Annotated in this window: 17 protein-coding genes; 8 read left to right on the top strand and 9 right to left on the bottom strand. The window is 39.4% G+C overall.

Annotated elements, in window-relative coordinates; genetic code table 11:
- Window positions 1–138: 138 nt before the first annotated feature.
- Both J2S17_RS26065 and J2S17_RS26060 read right to left on the bottom strand, forming a co-directional pair.
- Window positions 139–1170: a TRAP transporter substrate-binding protein gene (locus J2S17_RS26065; protein ID WP_307479634.1), complete on the bottom strand. Its 1032-nt coding sequence runs from the start codon at window positions 1168–1170 to the stop codon at window positions 139–141.
- 18 nt (window positions 1171–1188) lie between these two features.
- Window positions 1189–1827, bottom strand: coding sequence for a GntR family transcriptional regulator (locus J2S17_RS26060; protein WP_307479632.1), 639 nt, complete (start codon window positions 1825–1827; stop codon window positions 1189–1191).
- A 114-nt stretch (window positions 1828–1941) separates the two neighbouring features.
- Here J2S17_RS26060 and J2S17_RS26055 point away from each other — a divergent pair, with 114 nt between their 5' ends.
- A complete protein-coding gene (locus J2S17_RS26055) occupies window positions 1942–3318 on the top strand; it encodes an FAD-binding oxidoreductase (RefSeq protein WP_307479629.1) in 1377 nt (458 codons plus the stop codon).
- Between the two features lie 54 nt (window positions 3319–3372).
- On the opposite strand, the gene J2S17_RS26050 is transcribed toward J2S17_RS26055, so the two are convergent.
- Window positions 3373–4743: an aspartate kinase gene (locus J2S17_RS26050; RefSeq protein WP_307479626.1), complete on the bottom strand. Its 1371-nt coding sequence runs from the start codon at window positions 4741–4743 to the stop codon at window positions 3373–3375.
- Between the two features lie 447 nt (window positions 4744–5190).
- Window positions 5191–7938 (bottom strand): dynamin family protein, encoded by a 2748-nt coding sequence (locus tag J2S17_RS26045; RefSeq protein ID WP_307479623.1) that lies wholly within the window; start codon window positions 7936–7938, stop codon window positions 5191–5193.
- A gap of 304 nt (window positions 7939–8242) precedes the next feature.
- On the opposite strand from J2S17_RS26045, the gene J2S17_RS26040 reads away from it, so the two are divergent.
- The 4 genes from J2S17_RS26040 to J2S17_RS26025 all read left to right on the top strand — a co-directional run bounded on the left by J2S17_RS26040 (window position 8243) and on the right by J2S17_RS26025 (window position 12172).
- Window positions 8243–9163, top strand: coding sequence for a DUF1002 domain-containing protein (locus J2S17_RS26040; RefSeq protein WP_307479621.1), 921 nt, complete (start codon window positions 8243–8245; stop codon window positions 9161–9163).
- Between the two features lie 169 nt (window positions 9164–9332).
- Window positions 9333–10991 (top strand): glutamine--tRNA ligase/YqeY domain fusion protein, encoded by a 1659-nt coding sequence (locus tag J2S17_RS26035; RefSeq protein WP_307479618.1) that lies wholly within the window; start codon window positions 9333–9335, stop codon window positions 10989–10991.
- 58 nt (window positions 10992–11049) lie between these two features.
- A complete protein-coding gene (locus J2S17_RS26030; protein WP_307479615.1) occupies window positions 11050–11841 on the top strand; it encodes a PhzF family phenazine biosynthesis protein in 792 nt (263 codons plus the stop codon).
- A gap of 85 nt (window positions 11842–11926) precedes the next feature.
- Window positions 11927–12172, top strand: coding sequence for a DUF2164 domain-containing protein (locus tag J2S17_RS26025; RefSeq protein WP_307479613.1), 246 nt, complete (start codon window positions 11927–11929; stop codon window positions 12170–12172).
- 394 nt (window positions 12173–12566) lie between these two features.
- On the opposite strand, the gene J2S17_RS26020 is transcribed toward J2S17_RS26025, so the two are convergent.
- On the bottom strand, window positions 12567–13295 hold the full coding sequence (locus J2S17_RS26020; protein WP_307479611.1) for a glycerophosphodiester phosphodiesterase: 729 nt from the start codon (window positions 13293–13295) through the stop codon (window positions 12567–12569).
- A gap of 211 nt (window positions 13296–13506) precedes the next feature.
- Here J2S17_RS26020 and J2S17_RS26015 point away from each other — a divergent pair, with 211 nt between their 5' ends.
- Together J2S17_RS26015 and J2S17_RS26010 are read left to right on the top strand one after the other, a co-directional pair.
- Window positions 13507–14349: an MBL fold metallo-hydrolase gene (locus tag J2S17_RS26015; protein ID WP_307479608.1), complete on the top strand. Its 843-nt coding sequence runs from the start codon at window positions 13507–13509 to the stop codon at window positions 14347–14349.
- Between the two features lie 91 nt (window positions 14350–14440).
- Window positions 14441–15400: a D-2-hydroxyacid dehydrogenase gene (locus J2S17_RS26010; RefSeq protein ID WP_307479606.1), complete on the top strand. Its 960-nt coding sequence runs from the start codon at window positions 14441–14443 to the stop codon at window positions 15398–15400.
- Between the two features lie 537 nt (window positions 15401–15937).
- Here the strand turns inward: J2S17_RS26010 and J2S17_RS26005 are convergent.
- The 4 genes from J2S17_RS26005 to J2S17_RS25990 all read right to left on the bottom strand — a co-directional run bounded on the left by J2S17_RS26005 (window position 15938) and on the right by J2S17_RS25990 (window position 19433).
- Entirely contained in the window at window positions 15938–16849 is a 912-nt protein-coding gene (locus J2S17_RS26005; RefSeq protein ID WP_307479603.1) for a DMT family transporter, read from the bottom strand.
- 123 nt (window positions 16850–16972) lie between these two features.
- On the bottom strand, window positions 16973–18370 hold the full coding sequence (locus tag J2S17_RS26000; protein ID WP_307479601.1) for a M28 family peptidase: 1398 nt from the start codon (window positions 18368–18370) through the stop codon (window positions 16973–16975).
- A 197-nt stretch (window positions 18371–18567) separates the two neighbouring features.
- Window positions 18568–19131, bottom strand: a complete 564-nt coding sequence (locus J2S17_RS25995) for an NAD(P)/FAD-dependent oxidoreductase (protein ID WP_307479598.1) — start codon at window positions 19129–19131, stop codon at window positions 18568–18570.
- A 71-nt stretch (window positions 19132–19202) separates the two neighbouring features.
- Complete coding sequence (locus J2S17_RS25990; RefSeq protein WP_307479595.1) at window positions 19203–19433, bottom strand: excisionase family DNA-binding protein; 231 nt, start codon at window positions 19431–19433, stop codon at window positions 19203–19205.
- A gap of 156 nt (window positions 19434–19589) precedes the next feature.
- Between J2S17_RS25990 and J2S17_RS25985 the strand changes: the two genes are divergently transcribed.
- On the top strand, window positions 19590–21221 hold the full coding sequence (locus J2S17_RS25985) for a PAS domain-containing sensor histidine kinase (protein WP_307479592.1): 1632 nt from the start codon (window positions 19590–19592) through the stop codon (window positions 21219–21221).
- The last annotated feature ends 37 nt before the right edge of the window (window positions 21222–21258 follow it).

The following is a 21258-nucleotide window of genomic DNA, read 5'->3' as shown; positions in this document are numbered from 1 at the left end:
CTTCTCTGGCATCCCGTTCGGGCACTAGTTTGGTTAACTAGTTAACCCTTTCTTGCTTTGGCATCCCGTTCGGGCACTAGTTTGGTTAACTAGTTAACCTTTTCTTTCTCTGACAGCTCGTTCGATACGAAATTCATTTTAATCGTTCGCCTTTAAAGCCTGGTCAACAAGGTCCTCTCCAATTTCTGGAACATATTTATCATAAACTGATTGAGCTGCTTCTCTGAAAACCTGTTTTTGTTCAGGTGTCAATTCATTTACTTTTGTACCCTCTTCTTTAATCTTTCCTAGAAATTCCTCATCTTGTTTATGAGCAAGCTCTCTCTGCTCTGTTCGATATTCCATGGAAGCTTCGTCTATTACCTTCTGTAAACCCGCAGGCAATTCGTTGTAAAAATCATTATTCATCACTAAAATGGTCGCCGCATATACATGTCCGCTTAGCGTTAAATAATCTTGGACTTCATAAAATTTATTTGTGTAAAATAACGAGATTGGGTTTTCCATCGCGTCATATGTTTTTTGCTGAAGAGCTGTATACAGTTCTCCAAAGGCAAACGGTGAAGCATTTGCGCCAAACGCCTTAAATGTATCTGTGTGAACTGGATTTTCCAACGTACGGAACTTTATTCCTTTTAAATCCTCTGGTGCTTCTACAGGTCCATCATTGTTGGAAATATTCCTGAAGCCATTCTCCGCAAACACTAATCCTTTTAAATCATTGTTCGCTAAATCATCTAATAATGATTGACCCAATTCGCCATCGAGCGCTTTGTATGCTGCTTCGTCTGTGTTAAAAAGGTATGGAAGATCAAATACCATGAATTTTTTATTGAATGAAGCAAGCGGTGCTACTGCCGGTATGGTCATTTCAATGTTTCCTAGCTGTACAGCTTCAATAGCTTCCCGGTCTGAAGCATATAATGACCCGTTCGGATACAGTTGAACTTCAATTTGACCATCAGAATCCTCTTCTACTTTTTTCTTAAAGTTTAATGCTGCAATATGAGTTGACTGTTCTTCCGGTACTAGATATGCAATGCGGAGTGTATATTTTTCCGATTCTCCCTCACTGGTTGTCCCGTCACCGCCTGATGGTCTGCCACATGCACTGATTAGTAGGATAGCTACTAGCAATAAAATTCCTGCTGCTCTTTGTTTCATATTCATCAACTCTCCCCTATTTAATTAAATACGCTTGCCAACATTTTTTAAGTGATTCTCCATTCTGACTTTAGCCGTTTGAATATCTTTATTTTTTAATGCATTGACAATGGATGTATGTTCCTCGATTGCTCCTTGTACACTAAACGGTAAAGTTTTTGATAAAATGATAAATGCTCTGCTTACTTGGCTGTTTAACTGTACTATCAGGTTAGCCAGCGTCTTATTTCTGCTTTTATCAGCAAGAAGCAGGTGAAATTCATGATCTAAATCATTAAATGCTTGATAGTCCTGATTTTCCATCGTTGCTTCTTGAAGTCTTATATGATTTTCAAGCTGATTGATCCATTCTGCATCAATGTTCGAAGCCAGCATATCCAAATTACTTGTTTCTAAAATACTCCGTACCTCCAGCAGCTCCAATGCCTCTTCATAGGTAAATGATGCCACTATTGCCGGCTTTCCTTTTTCTAAAATCACAAGCCCTTCGGTAGAGAGAAGCTGAAGTGCTTCACGCAGCGGAGTGCGGCTAATTCCTAAATTAGTTGCAACCTTCTCCTCGTGTAGCCAGTCACCAGGACTGAGATCTCCAGAAATAATTGCCTGCTTGATAATGGAGTACGCTTGTACGCCTAATGATTCCCCTCTCGCAATCTTTTTCACTTCTCATCTCCTCCCAGTCATCTGTATACTGTATACAAATTATAATAATGTTTGATAATATAGAAGTAAATGAATTTTTAAATAATTTATAAAAATATTCCGAGGTGTATATTTATGTATAAACAACTTATCCAATTATTAGGTGAGGACAAGGTAAGCAAAAGTGAGACACAGCTCTTTCATCATAGTAAGGATGAATCCTATCATCCAGCTGTAGAGCCAGATGTTGTCGTTTTTCCTTCATGTAAAGAAGATGTAGTTGCAATCGTTCAGTTTGCTAACCAACAAACAATCCCGATTATTCCTTTCGGTGCAGGGTCGGGACTGGAAGGTCAAGCTATCCCTGTGAAGAAAGGAATAAGCATCAGCTTTCAAAATATGAACCAAATTGTATCCTTTCAGCCTGACGACATGCTTGTGACCGTTCAGCCTGGCGTAACACGTCTACAACTGAATGAAGCCGTTAATCGTAAAGGGCTGTTTTTCCCTGTTGACCCAGGTGCAGATGCAACAATTGGCGGAATGGCAGCGACGAACGCAAGTGGTACAGCTGCGGTACGCTATGGTACGATGCGGGATCAAGTCTTACAGTTAGAAGTTGTCCTGCCAAATGGGAAAATCATTCAAGCTGGCAGTCTCGCCAAAAAGTCTTCATCAGGCTATCATTTGAATGGCTTATTCATCGGATCAGAAGGAACGCTCGGTGTTTTCACAGAAATCACTTTAAAGCTGCAAGGAATTCCTGAAGCCGTTTTAGCAGCTCGATGCTCTTTCTCAAATATAGAAGCCTCTGTAAAAGCTGCTCAAGCCGTTCTACATGCAGGGATTCCTGTTGGGAGAATGGAGTTAGTCGATGATGTCAGTATAAGAAAAGTCAATGAATATAGCGGTACTTCATACCCTGAACAACCTTCCTTATTTTTCGAATTCCACGGTAACGAAAGTGGCATTAAAGAAGACGCCGCATTAGCGGAGATGATTGCTAGAGAAGCTGGCAGTATAGATTGGCTAGCAGAAACAGATTCAAAAGCACGCGCGACCCTTTGGAAAGCCAGGCATGAACTGGCTTACGCTTTCCGCCATCAAAATCCAAAATTAAAAGCTGGGGGCACGGATGTGTGTGTGCCGATTTCCAAGCTGGGTGAAGTTGTCTCTTACGCGCGAAATATCATTGATCAATATGGGATTGAGGGCGGTGTCCTAGGCCATATTGGCGATGGGAACTTCCACACGATTTATATGTATGACCCTGACAATCCTGATGAAATTCGCACGATGAACGAAATCGATGGTCATATCGTGAAGCTCGCATTGTCGTATGGAGGAACTTGCACAGGGGAGCATGGCGTCGGTCTCGGAAAAATAAAATATCAGCAAGCAGAGCATGGAGCGTCATTAGAGCTCATGCAGGATATCAAGCAATTGATTGATCCGAAACAGATTATGAATCCAGGAAAGGTCCTGCCTAGAGTCACGCACAACACTTTATAATGATTGCTTTTCAAAAAAAGATGTCCTATTGCCAAAATAGGACATCTTTAATCTTTATACAGTCATAGCGGGTATAGAAGCAAAAAACTCATTATAGAGTGCTTTCACCGCTCGTTTTTCGTCTACTTCTTTTACAGCGAACATCATGCTCACTTCTGAAGAACCTTGATTAATCATTTCAATATTTACTTCAGCCTGTGCGAGCGCATTGGCTGCCCTGGCCATCGTTCCAACATTATGGCGCATGCCTTCACCTACAACCATAATTAAAGCCAGGCTATGCTGAATGTTTACTTCATCCGCTTGCAGCTCTGATTCTATTTGTTTAACCATTTCTTCTTCATTTTGATTTTCCATTTGCTGCTCTCTTAATATGACAGTTACATCATCGATGCCTGATGGTGTATGCTCATAGCTGATGCCATTTTGTTCTAAAATAGAAAAGAGTTTGCGGCCAAAGCCGATTTCTCTATTCAGCAAATATTTGCTGACATATATGCTGCAAAATCCGCCAGCACTGGCAATTCCTACGACAGGGCCGTTTGTGTTATCCCGCGCATTCACGATTCTCGTACCTTTTGCTTCAGGATTATTTGTATTCTTTATTTGCACTGGGATTCCAGCTTTAATTGCAGGAATGAGCGCTTCCTCATGCAATACGGTAAAACCTGCATAGGATAATTCACGCATCTCGCGATAAGTAAGCTCCTTAATTTCTTTTGGGTGTTCAACAAAGCTCGGATTGACGGAAAAGACAGCATCCACATCTGTATAATTTTCATACAAATCTGCTTTTACCGCATGAGCCAAAATCGCCCCAGTTACATCTGAACCGCTTCTTGAAAAAGTGAAGACTTCTCCCTCCTGACTGTAACCAAAGAAGCCTGGAAAAATGACAATTCCCTCAAACTCGGCCAATAATGCCAACCTCATATAAGCTTCAGGCAGCACTTGGGCATTCCCATGCTCATGGCTAACAATTAATCCAGCATCTTTTGGATTTACATAGTTTGCTGCCAAGCCTCTCATTTGAAAATAACACGCGACCAATTTCGCATTATTATCTTCTCCGCTCGCTTTTAATACATCTAAATATTGTTCAGGATCACTATGATCCCCTTCTACTCTTGCCATTAAGTCTTGCTTAATCGTCTCAATAATGGTTGGCGGCATATTAAGATCTTTTGCAATATCACGATACCGTTTTAACACTTGATTAATAAACGGCAATGGATCTTCTCCATTGATTGCATGAAGTCCACTTGCAATTAATAAATCTGTTACCTTTTCATCCTCCTGGTCACGTTTCCCTGGTGCGGAAACAACCACGATTTTTCGGTCCATATCAGATGTAACAATGTCAAAAACCTTTTCTAGTTGTGCTCCTGTAGCCAGTGAAGAACCGCCAAACTTTACGACTTTCATCAAGACATCTCCCAATCTCATTACTATTTTATAGATTAAGTTTACTACTGTTCAGAAAATAATCAAGGATTTCTTCTCCCTGGTAAGCACAAATGTTTTTCTAGGAAGAACAACGAAATGGTGAATGAGGTGCTGGGACTTAGGTGACATTCATTAAATCTTAGGTATTTATTCGTTGGGATACGCCAACTTTGAGGGTATTTTGCTGGGATAACTTGTCTGCCTTGTTGTTGAATGAGGATTTTGCACGATTGCCTTTCGTTTGGATTGGGACTAAAGTTCTTTTTCTATTTGAAGGGCTTTTATTTGGCTTTCACTTTTACGGAACGAAGGGTATTTATTCTTCATTTTTTCGCCCTCCCACGTCCTTTTTCCCAACTCGAAGGGCTGAATATCTCTTTCCATAAAAAGCATAAAAAAAGAAGGCTATAAAGCCTCCCTCTTCCTTTAACTATATTGTTTCACCCGATCATCAATATTCGTCATCCACTCGTATTGTTTCAGCTTCAATTCGAACATTGTTAATGGGTCTTTATAAACCTCTGGATTCTTTTTCATATCATCAAGTGATAGATTGTTATCAGCGATGATTGTATAGGATTCTTCCACAGTTGCGTTTAACGCTGCAAATGGGTACTGGAAGAACATTTTAATATCGCGGTCTAATGCTTTTTCAAACAGTTCAAATTGCTGTATGAAACTTTCGGTGATTTTGTTGGCAATTTCACTGTAATCTTCGTTTTCCACAAACTGCTTGTATTTATTGTGAAGCATCGTTTTATTTTGCGGTATGAGACCAAATATTTTCCCGGCACTCTTAAGCAATATTTGAGTTGGGGTATACCTTAATAAAATATTGGCTTTCTCCAATTGAATACTTCCGTGTGTAAGACGATCAGCATCTCTTTTCCAATCATCGAGCACTCGGAAATCACTGCTTAAGGTCAGCTTATTATAGCCAAACAATTCGTTAAAGCCATCGCCCATTTCATGCAGATATGCTTGACTTTCCTGGAATTCCTGCTCGCTTACTGAGATCCAATCTTGAATGGACATACGGAAGGCTGGAAGCACCTGCTGTTCAATATGCTTATAAATCCGTCGGTTCATCTCGTCATTCAACTGAATATGAAGTTTGCTGAAGTCACTGTCCTCTTTAATAAGCTCAGCACTATTTCGCAATATATCCGGGATAGAGTCAGAAAGGGTTCTCTCCATCTCTTTTTTAATGTCACTATAACTGCGTTTTATCGTTTTGATCTTATCTTCTTCTATATCCTCAAGCTGGTGAATCGCTCCATTCAGCTTCGTCACCATTTCCTCATTCCAGTTGATATCATCGATTAAGCCATTTTCCTTCTCGACTCGTTTATCGAGTAAAAATTTAATAGATTTTCGAATATAATGAAGCATTTTGCCTGTACGCTCTTCTTCCATATTCCGTCCTTCCATGATGGATTGAAGGAAGATAGAGAAATCACTCAGCTGTTCACGATGATCGTATTGTGATGAAAAGGCAAATATCTTCGCTTTCGGGAAATAGGTGGAAACACGAGAGATTGTTGCATCCATTAATTCAACAGCTTCCTGTTCGTTGCTAATGGTATCCAAGTGATTTAACAGGAAATGGACGGGTAACGCTGAAGCTTGTTCACGCACCTTCACAATAATATCCAATTCTCTATCTGTTAGTGGATGATCTGCATTCAAGACAAAAATTAAGCTATCAGCAAAATGCAAGTATTGGAATACATCATTTTTATATTTATTACTGCTGGATAATCCAGGCGTGTCCATAAGCGCAAGTCCATTTTTCTCTAAATAAGCAAAAGGCATTTTGCAATCGATAAAAACTTGTTCACGGCGTTCTGTACCCACTTTCACTTCAGAAAAATCATTGATTGGACGGATAGCTTCATCAGTTACTTCAGTAATTTTGATTTCATCATTATTCTTATACATTACAACTCCAGGAGATTCCTCACCAGATGCACCATCCCCTAGAACCGATTGAATGAAATCTGATTTCCCGCTGCCAGCCATTCCAGCAACTAATACATGCTGGGCATTCAAATCCAATAATTCATTTACAAGCCACTCAAACCGCTCTCCCATTAACACATTATTATCTTCTGCCCATTTCATGATGGAATCGAAAAGCGTAAAGCATTCTTCCAATCCGTTATCCAAGGTACCAGATTGGCTGATGACTCTTTCTGCTTCACTAATTGCATCCGCTTCAATATTGGATGGAAAAACCTCACTCCACGCAAGAACGGATGCAGAAGCCACTAGCGCGTAAGAAGGAGATGTGATTCTAACCCAATTCTTCAAATGAATCGGTATCAGATGTGAAAGATCCCGTATCAAGCGCTTGCCATTAATCAAGTCTAAATACGTTTCATAATATAGCTGGGACAGCTCATCCCAAGTATGAGAACGTTCAGCGCCATTAGTAAGCATTAGATGATTGAATTCCTTCAGCCATGCAAAATACAACTCTTTATCTTGATAGCTCTTCCACAGAGCTGACGAAAGGCCTTCGAATTGGCGTAAATCAATTTTATATAGGACCAACAAAGCCTCACTAAAGTAATTAGGCTCAATTTTTGCCGTTTTCCCTTTCTTGACGTATGACTTTAGTACATCAAACCATGCAAGTGATTCTGTCCGTATCGATTCGTTGACAGCAAGCTCGACAGCGTTTTGCCAATCTTGGTGATCCTCAAAGAATACACGTGCAATATTCGTGACATCCGGATAGTCAGGGTCCAAATAAACGGCATTCTTAATTGAGTCAACTGCACGTTCAAGCTTCCCTTTTTGTATGTATAAGGAAAAGAGCTGTAAGAGCACTTCTATCTTTAACACATCCGAATCAGTCTGAATTCCTTTATAAATATCTTCAGCAGTTGAAAGCAGTTCTAGCTCAAGGTATGCATCTGCGACATTTTTCTTCGCCCATGGCTCAAACTCATTATCAATATTTTCCCATTTAAAAATGGCAGCTTCATAATCCTTATGATGAAAATAGATTTCACCTTGGGCAAATCGAATCATCGTTAAATCAGATGTTTCTTTGTTGTTCTCAGCCAAATAAGCTTCACCCAATACTCTAACTGGATGAACATTTTCTCTTTCCAGCATATATGTTTCATAAAAATTTTTATTAATTAATTGTTTTTCTAATGTCATAATCGTTCCCCCGCTTTGCATGTTAGTATGCAAGCCCATTCTTGCTACTGTTTCTTCCTTGTTATTCTATCAGATTTTTTTCTGCAAACAATTTCATTTACCTATCATTTTTGATACATAAATGTTGAAGTCTGTAATATTTTTAATAGGAAAAAATTCGGTGCTATTCATACTATTCGATCCTTCCTCGTTTTTTTTGCTGGTAGTTTAGTATAAAATGAGCTATGAATATATTTATGAAACTTTTTCCACCGTTATACGTCTATACTCTTAGTGGATATAAAAACTTAAGGAGACCATTCATATGAAAAAAACATTTAGGATATGGTGTGCTGCGTTTGCTGCGATTGCGCTTGTGTTTAGCATCCAAACTTTCGTGCAAGCATCTTCTGGTGATAAAAATAATGAGGATAGCATCGATGAAAAATATGGTTTGCCCATTGTTGTTTTTGGTGAAGCTTTAACGTCAGCTCAAAAAGAAGAAACACGAAAAATACTTGGCGTGAAAGATACAAAGATGGTTGAAGAAATCACAGTGACTGCTGATGACATCGTTTATTATATTAAAGGTGATCCCCGCTCCAACATGTATTCCTCTGCAAAAATTACGAGGAAGGATACTGGCCAAGGTGTCATCATCAATCAATTAACTCCAGAGAATATTACGGAAGTAACAGATGAAATGTATGCCAACGCTTTATTGACTGCTGGGATTGAAGAAGCCGTCATCGATATCGCTTCACCGGTAAAAGTAAGCGGGCATTCAGCTCTCGTCGGTATTTACAAAGCATATGACCAAGGCGAAGGCACTGAACTGGACAAAGATCGTACTGAAGTAGCCAATGACGAACTGAGCTTGGCAACGAATTTAGCAAAAAAAGAAGGACTTGACCAAGATAAAGTAACTGAGCTTCTAACTGAAATTAAGAAAGAAATCGCAGATCAAAACCCTGCAACTAAAGAAGACATTGAACAAATCATCGACGAAAAGCTGAAAACGCTTGAACTCAAATTAAGTGACGAGGATAGACAACTCCTCATTAACCTTTTCGAAAGAATGCGAGAGCTTAACATTAACTTCGATAATGTGAAATCTCAGCTGAATGATCTGGCTAAAGATGTACAAAATAAAATTTCTGAAGCAGTTGGTGACGAAGGCTTTCTGCAAGCTGTCTCTAATTTCTTTAAAAATCTGATTGATTCTATTAAAGGAATCTTTTCATAATTCCTTTGCACTTGAGCCATTTATATAGCTTAATACAATTACCCGCTTCAAAGCCTTTTTAACCGCGCTATTTTTGTATATAATAGATAAAATCGAATGACACTTTATTTATCTTAGAAATATCTTTAAAATAGGGATAATACTTATATACAGAAAGGCTGATATCGGATTGGAACAATCAAATTTTATTCGGACAATAATTAAAGAGGATTTAGAAACGGGCAAGCGTGATAAAGTCATCACTCGCTTTCCTCCAGAACCGAACGGCTACCTTCATATCGGTCATGCAAAATCAATTATCATTAATTTCGGCGTAGCAGATGATTTTAATGGACAAACTCACCTGCGCTTCGATGATACAAATCCACTTAAAGAGGATCAAGAATACGTCGATGCCATTAAGGAAGATGTAAAGTGGTTAGGCTATGACTGGGAAGAGCTTCGTTACGCATCTGATTACTTTGAAGAGATGTATAACCGCGCCGTTCTTTTAATCAAAAAAGGAAAGGCGTACGTAGACGATCTCAATCAAGAGGAGATTCGCGCCTATCGAGGAACATTAACTGAACCAGGAAAGGATAGTCCTTACCGTGATCGTTCGGTTGAAGAGAATCTTAATTTATTTGATCGCATGCGTAAAGGCGAATTTGAAAACGGCAGCAAGGTGCTTCGTGCCAAAATCGATATGTCTTCACCTAATTTAAATTTTCGCGACCCTGTTATTTACCGCATCTCCCATTCTACTCACCACAACACTGGTGACAGTTGGTGCATTTATCCGATGTATGCCTTTGCACATCCGCTAGAAGATGCAATTGAAAATGTTACACATTCACTTTGTACGACTGAGTTTGAGGATCAACGACCACTATACAATTGGATCGTGCAAGAATGTGAAATGGAGAGCCAACCACAGCAAATCGAGTTTGGCCGATTAAATATTACTAACACCGTAATGAGTAAACGCAAGCTTAAGCAGCTAGTGGAGGAAGGCATTGTCGATGGCTGGGATGATCCCAGAATACCTACTTTATCCGGATTAAGAAGAAAAGGCTATACACCGGGGGCCATCCGTGAGTTTGTCCAAGAAACAGGTGTTTCTAAAGGAAACGGAGCAGTAGACGAGGCGATGCTGGAGCATTATGTACGTGAGGATTTAAAATTAACCGCTCCTCGTACAATGGGCATCCTGCGTCCATTAAAGATTGTCATTACAAACTATCCTGAAGACCAATCAGAACTGCTTGAAGCGGAAAATAATCCAGAGAACGAGGAAATGGGCACACGTAAGATTCCATTTTCAAGAGAGATTTACGTCGAGCAAGATGACTTCATGGAAGATCCGCCAAAGAAATATTTCCGTCTCTTCCCTGGAAACGAAGTTCGTCTAAAACACGCATACTTCATTAAATGTAATGAGGTCATTAAGGATGACGAAGGCAATGTTGTAGAGCTTCATTGCACCTACGATCCTGAAACAAAGAGCGGTTCAGGCTTTACTGGCCGAAAGGTGAAAGGAACATTGCACTGGGTTGATGCTAAAAGCGCCATCCCAGCAGAATTCCGTCTCTATGAACCACTTGTTCTTGATGAACAAATGGCGAGTGATGAATCTGAGGATAAAAACTTCCTTGATCATATTAATCCGAATTCACTTGAAATCGTTCAAGGCTTTATTGAACCCAATATGAAGGATGCAAAACCACAGGATAAGTTCCAATTTTTCCGCCACGGGTATTTCAATGTCGATACGAAATACTCAACAGCTGAGAAGCCAGTATATAACCGAATCGTTTCATTGAAAAGCTCTTTTAAAATAAACAAATAAAGAAATGAGAGGGGAATCCATATTGGGTTCTCCTTTTTTCAAATAAGGAGAAATGAATATGGCTCACCAGATCTTTTTAATCAATGCTTTTACGAGAGAAAAATTTAAGGGAAATCCCGCAGCCGTCATTTTAATGAGCAATAAACGATCTGATGACTGGATGCAATCATTAGCAAATGAAATCAACCAGCCAATAACTGCCTTTGTTACGCAAACAGAACAAAATAGATACAATCTTAGATGGTTTACACCTATAGAAGAGATTGATTTATGTGGCCACGGTACGTTAGGTGCCGCTCATATTTTATGGAGTGAGGGCTTAACAGCAACAACGTCTCCTATTATTTTTGAAACTCAATCGGGAACGCTTCAAACAGAACGATCTGCTGAACAAATTATCCTCAGATTCCCAATCAAGCAAACCAAAAACATTGAAGTGACTGATTATTTAGAGGCTGTAGTTGACTCCCCCATCGTAAATGCGGCCTGGGCGGAGGATCGCTATATTTTAGAATTAGAAGACGCAAAAACCATCCATAATGTAACCCCTTGCTTGGAAGCAATAAGGAAACTGGATGGTCCAGGGGTCATCCTCACTAGCCGCGGATCCAATCAATACGACTTTGTATCGCGATATTTCGCTCCCAAAATCGGGATTAACGAAGATTTCGTCACTGGCTCAGCACATTGTGCCTTGGCTTCCTATTGGGGGAAGGTTTTGGCTAAAAAGCAATTTACGGCCTTCCAAGATTCAGCACGCGGCGGGGAAATCCATTTAAAAATAGCCGGAGAGAACGTTGAATTGATTGGAGATTGCCTTACTTTAATTAGTGGACAAATGATTAATTGACACGAATTTTCTATCCTGTAAATACCTATCATTCCATCATATTTTCATGTATAGTAACAATCATCGTAGAAGGAGTGTGATGAAGTTGTTTTATAAATTTTCAAAAGAGCAACAGCAAATCATGATTGACCAAATTCAAATTTTCTTCTCACAAGAAAGAGATGAAGAACTTTCTGAATTTGCAGCAGAAAGAGTATTGGATTTTGTGAAGGAATCGCTTGCCCCACATTTTTATAATGCGGGAGTTAACGATGTAAAGTCGATGATGGAAGAGCAATTCTCAGCAATAGAGGAAGAAATTCTGACATTGGAAAGACCGATTAAGCGCTAGTTACGTCTAGAAAAAGATTGGAATTGAAATCCCGGTTTTAGAACATGATTTTGCTGATTATCGCCTGGGTTTTGTTCTAATCGTGGGATATTGGGACACGGTTTTATTGATTAGCGCCTGGGTTTTGTTCTAATCTCGATTTCAGAACATGATTTTGCTGTTTTGCGCCTGGGTTTTGTTCTAATCGTGGGATTAGAACACGATTTTATTGATTAGCGCCTGGGTTTTGTTCTAATCTCGGTTTTAGAACATGATTTTGCTGTTTTGCGCTAATCATGGGATTAGAACAAAATTTTATTAATAAGCATAAGCCGATGTTGTAATCGCTTGATTGGAACCGCATCTCATTCTTAGGGTCATCAAGAACGCTCCTTGACGACCCTTCATCATTCCTCTACTTTTCCAAAGGTAAATCCGGATAATCTGTCATAATGACCTCTGCTCCTGCTTCAAACAGCACCTTAAATTTACTCGCTTCATTTACTGTATAAATCCTTAATGGAAATCCGGCGCTAATGGCTTCCTTACCATACTGCGACAGGGCAAATGCTTCTTCACAGTGGATGGCGTTGGCACCGATGTTTTCAGCTATTTTTACCGCATTTTTATGAATGCCTAATATTAAATAGCCTATTTTCATATTGGCATCGAGTTCACGCAGTCTTTTCACACTTTCGGGATTGAAAGAAGAGAGAATCACGCGATCTTGGAGACGATATCTATATAGCAGCGATAATACCTTTTCCTCCAGCCCCTCATAACGGATTACATCATTCTTCAATTCCACATTGATTATGAGCTGATTGCCATCCTTTGTTGCCCACTTAAAAACCTCTTCCAAAGTAGGAATATACTGATTTGCAAACACTGGGTTAAACCAACTGCCTGCATCAAACTGCCTAAGTTCCGCGTAAGAAAAATCCTTTACATAGCCTGTGCCATCAGTCGTTCGATTAATTTTTTCATCATGTATGATGACCATTTGACCATCCTTCGATAATTGTACATCCAGTTCGATTCCTTGTGCCCCAGCTTCTAGTGCTGCTTGAAAGGCGTCCATCGTATTCTCTGGATAGCGGCCACTCAAACCGCGGTGTGCGTAAATTGAAATAGATTGATGCATTTCAATCTCCCCTTTCACTGGTATATACCCTTTATTTTACATGAACGTTTAATTTACTGTATGAAAAAAAGATTAATTTTTGTTAAAGAATGTCTTTCATAATAAATGTTGAGTCCGATTAAACAAAGGATTTGCGGGTATACTCAAATAAACAGTCTTTCTCTTTTTAAGCCAATTATTTGATTTTTATTATAGAAAGGGAGTATTCATTATGAAAGAGAACCATTCGTCCAATCACTATATGCCGATGACCTCCACAACTAGCGGAATGGTCGTTAATTCAGCCCAAGGAATTCACTACTTAACCATCCAAATTGTCAATGTATGCTTTGTTTCTGTATCTGAGAATGAATGGGTGCTAGTAGATGCTGGTATGCCAAAATCAGCAGATAAAATCATTGATACCGCAGAAGAATTATACGGCAAAGGCACCAGGCCCTCAGCCATCATACTCACTCATGGTCACTTCGATCATATCGGAGCCATTTTTGAATTAGTGGAGAATTGGCAAGTACCTGTTTATACCCATCCACTGGAGCTTCCATATTTAACAGGGAAAATGGATTATCCTGAGCCAGATTCGACTGTTGAAGGCGGTCTGATTGCTAAATTTTCTTCCATGTTCCCTAATGAGGGCATCAACTTAGCCGAGCATGTTCATCCGCTTCTTAGCGATGGAAGTATTTTAGAAATGCCAGGCTGGAAATGGATCCACACTCCGGGACATACACCAGGACATATTTCTCTTTTTCGGGAAAGCGATGCGACATTAATTGCTGGCGATGCCTTTGTAACTGTTAAACAAGAATCTCTTTATAAAGTATTAACGCAAGAACAGGAAATTAGCGGACCCCCTCGTTATCTCACAACTGATTGGGAAGCAGCTCGCAGCTCAGTACGTACACTAGAAGCCTTAAAACCAGCACTAGCTATTACTGGTCATGGCATTCCGATGGCAGCCGATACGCTCGAACAAAGCTTAATGACACTTGTTCGTGACTTCGACGACATCGCTATTCCAGAATACGGGAAATATGTGGATGGTGAAAAATAATCTAAAAATACTAATGTCTCATCCATACAACTTCTTCATTCATTTGCTATGATAAGATTATCAATAGGATAAAGATATGGAGGATTAGCAAATGACAAAGAGAAAAATCGTGATTACCTTGGACCTTGAACAGCGACTTATTGATCAAGTGAAAAACGCAGCACCGGATTGGGAACTGATTGTCGGCAAGGACCCCTCAATATGGGAGGATGAAGCAAAGGATGCGGAGATTATTCTTTCTTGGAAGCGTCTATTAAATGACTCCTTTGCAGACAATCCGAACCTCCGTTGGATACAAGCATGGAGCGCGGGCATCAATTATTTGCCGCTTGAAAAATTCGAAGAAAAGGATATCATTCTCACCTGTGCAAAAGGTGTTCATGCCTACCCTATTTCAGAAACAATCTTCGCTTTCATGCTGGCATTCACACGTAAAATTGATACATATGTAAAAAACCAAAAGGATAAGAAGTGGAATCCTAGCGATATAAAACATGAGATTCATGGAAAAACAGTGGGTATTGTTGGGGTTGGTACAATCGGACAAGAGACGGCACGAATTGCGAAAGCATTTGGCATGCATGTCATTGGGGTTCGCCACTCTGGAAACCCGCTGGAGTATGTGGATAAAATGGTGACATCACTTGAACTTGACTCGATATTGCCAAAATGTGATTTTATCGTCGTTACCTTACCACTAACAAAAGACACTCATCATCTATTCAGCAAGAAGCAATTTGAACTGATGAAGTCCTCAGCCTATTTTATAAATATTGGCCGTGGTGAAATTACTGATGAACAAGCATTATATACAGCCTTAAAGGATGGACAAATCGCTGGTGCAGGACTTGATGTATTCGAGACAGAGCCGCTTCCGACTGAAAGCCCACTTTGGGATCTGGAGAATGTCATCATCACCCCGCATACTTCTGGATCCACTGAGCATTATGAAGAACGGGTCATCGAGCAAATTTTCTTGCCAAACTTTAAGCAATACCTTGAAGGAAACACCCCTGATATCAATCTGATAGATTATAAAAAAGGCTATTAGACCTTTACTAAACAATAATACGAAAAGGAGTCTTTCAATTGAAAGACTCCTTTTTTTGATTCAATTAACCGATTTATCCCAAACGAAGGTCAAAACAGCAAGAGATGGTAGAAAAAACACCATAATCACCCCAAACGAAGGTCAAAACGGTAAGAGAAGGTAGAAAAAACACCATTATCACCCCAAACGAAGGTCAAAACGGTAAGAGATGGTAGAAAAAACACCATTATCACCCCAAAGTAAGGTCAAAACAGCAAGAGATGGTAGAAAAACACCATAATTATCCCAAACGAAGGTCAAAACGGCAAGAGATGGTAGAAAAAACACCATAATCATCCCAAACGAAGGTCAAAACGGCAAGAGATGGTAAAAAAAACACCATTATCACCCCAAAGTAAGGTTAAAACGGTAAGAGATGGTAGAAAAAACACCATTATCACCCCAAACGAAGGTCAAAACAGCAAGAGATGGTAGAAAAAACACCATTATCACCCCAAACGAAGGTCGAAACGGCAAGAGATGGTAGAAAAAACACCATTAATTGACTTTCCTTCGCCGTCTTCTCAGCATCTCTTCAACTGCTCCTGACCCAAACAATACACCTGGGATAATGAGCAACAAACCAATTAGATGAAACACAGTAATGGTTTCATTTAACAATAACGCCGATCCTACAAGGGCGAAAAACGTATTTAAGTTAAGAAAAACCGAAGCTTCTGCCGGTCCAATCTTACTGATGGCATAATTGTAGCCCATTTGGCCAATTGCGGTGGCTAATACTGCCGATGCTAAGAATATCCACCATGTATAGGCAGGTGCCGATGAAAGCTGTCCAATGCCGCCTGGCTCGGTCCATAAGCTTATCAGGAATAAAATCGCTCCGCCCGATAGCAGCATATAGCCTGTCAATAATCGTGAATCAATGGTTCGCGCTGCCTTGCTGATTAAGATAAAGCTAAAAGCTTGCGACAAGATTGATAAAAACACATACAGATCGCCAAGAGATAAACCGGATATCCCCTCGTTACCGACGAGAACGATAAAGATGACACCTGCGATCCCAAGTAAAAATCCAATCATTTGTATCAATGACGGCATCGTCTTAAGTACTGCAGCTGACAAAATCGCTGTTAAAATCGGTCCGGTTCCTAATATAAGCCCACCATTGGCAGCCGTTGTTTCTATTAATCCGTTAGATAAGAAATAATGATGGCCGACAATGCTAAACATCCCTCCAAAAAAGATGTACAAAGCCTCTTTTGAAGTCGGTTTTCTCACTTTCCGCATAAAGCCCAAAATAATAAATACTACCACGCCCGCAGTTAAAATTCTTAAACCCGTAATGGTAATCGGGGGAAATTCAGTGACTAGTATTTTAATCGTTGGTACATTAAATCCCCAAATTGCCATTAAGATCGTCATAAACAACAGGGTCCAAAGATTTTTCATGCGTATGTCCTTCTTTCAGCTAGTTAATGAAATTGATTTTATCATAATTTAGGGTTCCGAAGGAGTTTTTTCAAAAAAAACAGTCTTCACCATTTATATGGTAAGGACTGTTCTCTTATCCTCTTACTTTATATTTTGTTCTTGGAACAGCTGTGGTTCAACTTCTTGAGGTTTCATCTTAGGCTTCAAGAATTTACGATCAATTTGCGCTTGTTGATACACGGCGCTTCCAACAATCTTCGCAACGTCTTTCAGCTTATCCTTGCTGATTTTATCAATCGTATCATCAGGTGTGTGATACCAAGGCTCAGACGGACTATGAATAAATAATGCAGCAGATATACCAGCTTCAGCGAAAGGAACATGGTCGCTTCTGCCACCTTGCGCGATTGGAGTAGCTTGTCCATTCAATCTTGTACTGGAAGCCTGAGCTAGATCTGTGACTAGATTAGGTTGACCATCCAAAGTAGTCAGCACTAAATCGCCAGCATCCTTGCTACCAACCATATCCAAATTAAAGTTCGCTACCATTCTGCTTTTCTCATCATCTGACAAACTGTTCACATAATGAGTGGACCCTAATAATCCAAGCTCTTCCGCTCCAAATGTAACAAAGCGAATTTCTGTATCAGTTGGTAAAAGCTTAAAAATCCGAGCCAATTCTAAAGTCATTGCTGTTCCTGAGGCATCATCATTTGCTCCTGGTGCACCTGCAACTGAGTCATGATGTGCACCAATCACAATAATTTCTTTTGTATCTCTTAATTTAGTCGTTGGCTTCTTCGTAGCAACAACGTTATGGGAGACGCTCTCACCGGTTCTAGCACCTTCCACTTTCAGTGAAGCCGTTAAAGTACCCTTCTCTTCTAATGAACCTAACAGTGCTTCACCTTCAGCTTTTGTAAGAGCAACAGCTGGTACATAATCATCGCTTGCTTCTCCAAGTGTTCCATTCATTGCACCGGAAGCATTGTTATATATAATGACTCCCGCCGCACCGGCAGCAGCCGCATTTAATACCTTTTCACCGAAGCTTAATTCGCCTCGTTTAATTAGAACAATTTTGCCTGTCAGATCAAGCGCAGCTAATTCCTCTGGTTTGCCTAAACCGCCATACACAAGGTCGCCTGACACATTACCGCTAACGGAATAAGTAAATGAAGCAGGTTTTAGTGCACCTTCATAACCATCTACATTCAGCTCAATTGTATGTGGAGCCGTATAACCGTAGAAAGTAAATGGCTGAACTTCGGCTTTATAGCCGTATTTTTTAAATTGCTGCTTAATAAATTCTACCGCTTGATCTTCCGCCTCAGTTCCAGCTACCCGCGGATTTTGAGCAAGATGGTCAATATTGCGATACATATAATTGGCATTAATCGCTTTCGTGACGATTTGATCGAAGAAAAAGTTTTGTTGAAACTGCGAAGCTTCCACTGGCTTCGCCATTACTGCTTGTGTGCCCAATGCACCAAATGAGAGAGAGGCAGCCAATGTTAGTTTGATTAATGGTTTTTTCATAGAATTCCTCCTAGTAAAATATAACTTTTTAAAAGTTTAAGATATTTAATTAATTAGGATAAGAGTACTGTTCACTATATTTAATAGGAAGAAGTTTCTATTTTTATATCATTCTTACAATTTAGGTACTTTGTAAACTGGTCTAAAGCATTAAAAAAACAGATAAACCCCATCGGATTTATCTGTTTTTATTTCTCTTATGCTTTTAACATATCGTGATCAACGTAGCGTTCGCCATTGATTTCACTAAGGACATTCACTGCAACACGTGCTCCATCACCAGCTGTAATAATCGTATGTACGCTTACTCCTGCTGTAGTGCCCGCAGCCCAGATACCTTCAACATTTGATTTACCGAACGCATCAACATCGACAATTGTTTTCACACGAGGCTCTGTTCCTGGCTTTGTTTTTACGCCAGCTTTTTCAGCTAAGTCGGCCATGAATCCAGTTGCAAGAATAATATGCTTAGCTTCGTATGATTGTCCATCAGCCTGGATGCTTAGACCTGCATCTGTTTTTTCGATTGCTTCCACAGTCGCATTCACAATTTCAGCACCGAACTTAACCGCTTGTTTCTTGCCTGTCTCAACTAAGTCAGGTCCAGCAACTTCCATTACACCATAATGATTTTCTACCCATGCTCTTTTAGTTACACCTTTGTCATTATCTAAAACTAGCACTTTCTTACCTGCTTTTGCAGAAAATAAAGCAGCGCTTGCCCCTGAAGGACCTGCACCTACTATAATAATATCGTACATTCTAACTCCTCCTCATTGGTTACTCATTATTAGAATAGCCAAAATTATTTTAATTGTAAAATAAATAGATTTCAATCTTCATCCTTTATATCTCTGTCTTCCGGCAGCGGTTCATTTAAAATTTCCTCTACAAGGGCTTTATAATTTTCCACTTGCTTCATATGCGTATTAAATTGTTCCTTATTAATTAAATATTGTTCTCCATCAAAAACCGCTCGAATCCGTCTCTGTTGAATTAATTTTTTCACTGCATGCTCTGAGCTAGAGAGCAATTCTGCTGTTTCCTTTATTGTCATGTACATTCTCATCATCCTTATTATAAATTAATAAAAAGTAAATCCATTATGGAAGTATTCCAAAGAATCCTTTAATATTGAATAATAGTTGTAGTATCAGCCACCAATGATGTCTATATTATACAACATCATTGGTTGATCAATAGAATAGGGGTCCTTTTGATGACGAAAAAGAAATTTTTAATCTTATATTTTCTTGGAAGTATTGTGTGGATATTTAGTACGAACTACCTTTTAGAGCAATATGCACCTTCTTCTTATCTTCATCTGCTGACAAGGATGAAGGAAGTCATGTACATCGGGATAACTGCTTTTTTATTCTATTACTTTATTAATAAAATAGAAGAATTGAATACTTCAAAAGAGGATAAGGAACGATTATTAACGTTAATCAATTCCATGGTGGACTTTATTAATTTCAAAGATGGTAAAGGGAGATGGATTGAAGCAAATGAAGTGGCTTTGGAACTCTTTGGCCTCGATAAAAATAGTTTTCGTGGAAAGACAGATATGGAATTGTCTGAAACAGAAGACTTCTATAAGAATTCCTTTTTATATTGCATCACCTCTGATGAAGAAACGTGGAAAAAGGGAGAAATTAGCCGGATTGAAGAATATATCCCGTTGAAGAATGGTTCCTTTAAGACATTTGATACGATCAAAGTTCCATTATTTCATGAGAATGGCAGCCGTAAAGGGATGGTTATCATTGGAAGAGACATAACAGAGAAAAAAGAAATCGATCGTTTATTGAAGGAAAGCCAGCAGCAATATAAATCATTATTTCTATACAGTCAAGATATCATCTTCATGATGGATTTAGAGGGCGGGATTACAAATGTTAATCCACAATTTAATACGGTCACAGGTTTCGATGCGGAAGAAATCATAGAGAGGAATATTACCGAGATCTTTCCTGAACGGTTTAAAGAAAGCATCATTCATGACATGGCTGAAATCCGCCATAAACAAACCCATAAGCATTGTGAGATGGAAGTTTTCCACAAAAAAGGCCATACACTTACGCTAGAATGCACAGCGGTACCAATGATTATCAATGATCAAACAGCCGGAATCATTTGTTACGGTAAGGATGTTACCAAACTAAGGCTTGCTGAAGAAAAGCTTAGAAGAACCGAGAAATTATCGGTTGTCGGTGAGCTGTCTGCAAGTATCGCTCATGAGATTAGAAATCCGCTTACTTCGTTAAAGGGATTTGTCCAAGTACTAGAGACAGACGATCCGAAGCATCAATTTTACTATCGAATTATGGAGGAAGAATTAGATCGCATTAACCATATTGTGAGTGAACTCTTATTATTGGCCAAACCGCAGGAAGTAAAATTTATCGAGGCTAATATGGAGAAGCTTCTATATAATGTGATTTCTCTTTTGAAAACGGAAGCGTCCTTGCATAACATAGCGATTGACTTTACTTCAACAACTAACAAGGTAGCAATTCTTTGTGAACCGAACCAATTGAAACAATTATTTATTAATATTATCAAAAATGCGATTGAAGCCTCCGCCGACGGAGATGGCATCATTTCTGTGGACCTTCAACATGAAAATCATTTTGCCGTTATAGTCGTTAAGGATAATGGAATAGGTATATCCAATAAGCTCCTTGAACGGCTCGGTGAACCCTTCTATTCATCAAAGGAAAAAGGGACTGGACTTGGCTTAACGGTTAGCTTTAAAATCGTACAATCACATGGCGGGACCATACATTTCGCTAGTGAGCAAAATAAAGGAACAGTGGTAACAATTAAGCTTCCGATTAAAAGAAGCTAGCTTGGCAGCAAAGATGATTGCCCCTAATAAAAGAGGC

The sequence above is a fragment of the Cytobacillus purgationiresistens genome, assembly GCF_030813235.1.
GTDB lineage: Bacteria > Bacillota > Bacilli > Bacillales > Cytobacillaceae > Cytobacillus > Cytobacillus purgationiresistens.
This window is presented reverse-complemented; position numbering and strand designations above follow the sequence as displayed.

Coding starts and splice junctions, on each gene's coding strand:
- J2S17_RS26065 (WP_307479634.1), bottom strand. CDS start 1,170: ATGAATATGAAACAAAGAGCAGCAGGAATTTTATTGCTAGTAGCTATC.
- J2S17_RS26055 (WP_307479629.1), top strand. CDS start 1,942: ATGTATAAACAACTTATCCAATTATTAGGTGAGGACAAGGTAAGCAAA.
- J2S17_RS26050 (WP_307479626.1), bottom strand. CDS start 4,743: ATGAAAGTCGTAAAGTTTGGCGGTTCTTCACTGGCTACAGGAGCACAA.
- J2S17_RS26045 (WP_307479623.1), bottom strand. CDS start 7,938: ATGACATTAGAAAAACAATTAATTAATAAAAATTTTTATGAAACATAT.
- J2S17_RS26040 (WP_307479621.1), top strand. CDS start 8,243: ATGAAAAAAACATTTAGGATATGGTGTGCTGCGTTTGCTGCGATTGCG.
- J2S17_RS26030 (WP_307479615.1), top strand. CDS start 11,050: ATGGCTCACCAGATCTTTTTAATCAATGCTTTTACGAGAGAAAAATTT.
- J2S17_RS26020 (WP_307479611.1), bottom strand. CDS start 13,295: ATGCATCAATCTATTTCAATTTACGCACACCGCGGTTTGAGTGGCCGC.
- J2S17_RS26015 (WP_307479608.1), top strand. CDS start 13,507: ATGAAAGAGAACCATTCGTCCAATCACTATATGCCGATGACCTCCACA.
- J2S17_RS26010 (WP_307479606.1), top strand. CDS start 14,441: ATGACAAAGAGAAAAATCGTGATTACCTTGGACCTTGAACAGCGACTT.
- J2S17_RS26005 (WP_307479603.1), bottom strand. CDS start 16,849: ATGAAAAATCTTTGGACCCTGTTGTTTATGACGATCTTAATGGCAATT.
- J2S17_RS26000 (WP_307479601.1), bottom strand. CDS start 18,370: ATGAAAAAACCATTAATCAAACTAACATTGGCTGCCTCTCTCTCATTT.
- J2S17_RS25995 (WP_307479598.1), bottom strand. CDS start 19,131: ATGTACGATATTATTATAGTAGGTGCAGGTCCTTCAGGGGCAAGCGCT.
- J2S17_RS25990 (WP_307479595.1), bottom strand. CDS start 19,433: ATGTACATGACAATAAAGGAAACAGCAGAATTGCTCTCTAGCTCAGAG.
- J2S17_RS25985 (WP_307479592.1), top strand. CDS start 19,590: ATGACGAAAAAGAAATTTTTAATCTTATATTTTCTTGGAAGTATTGTG.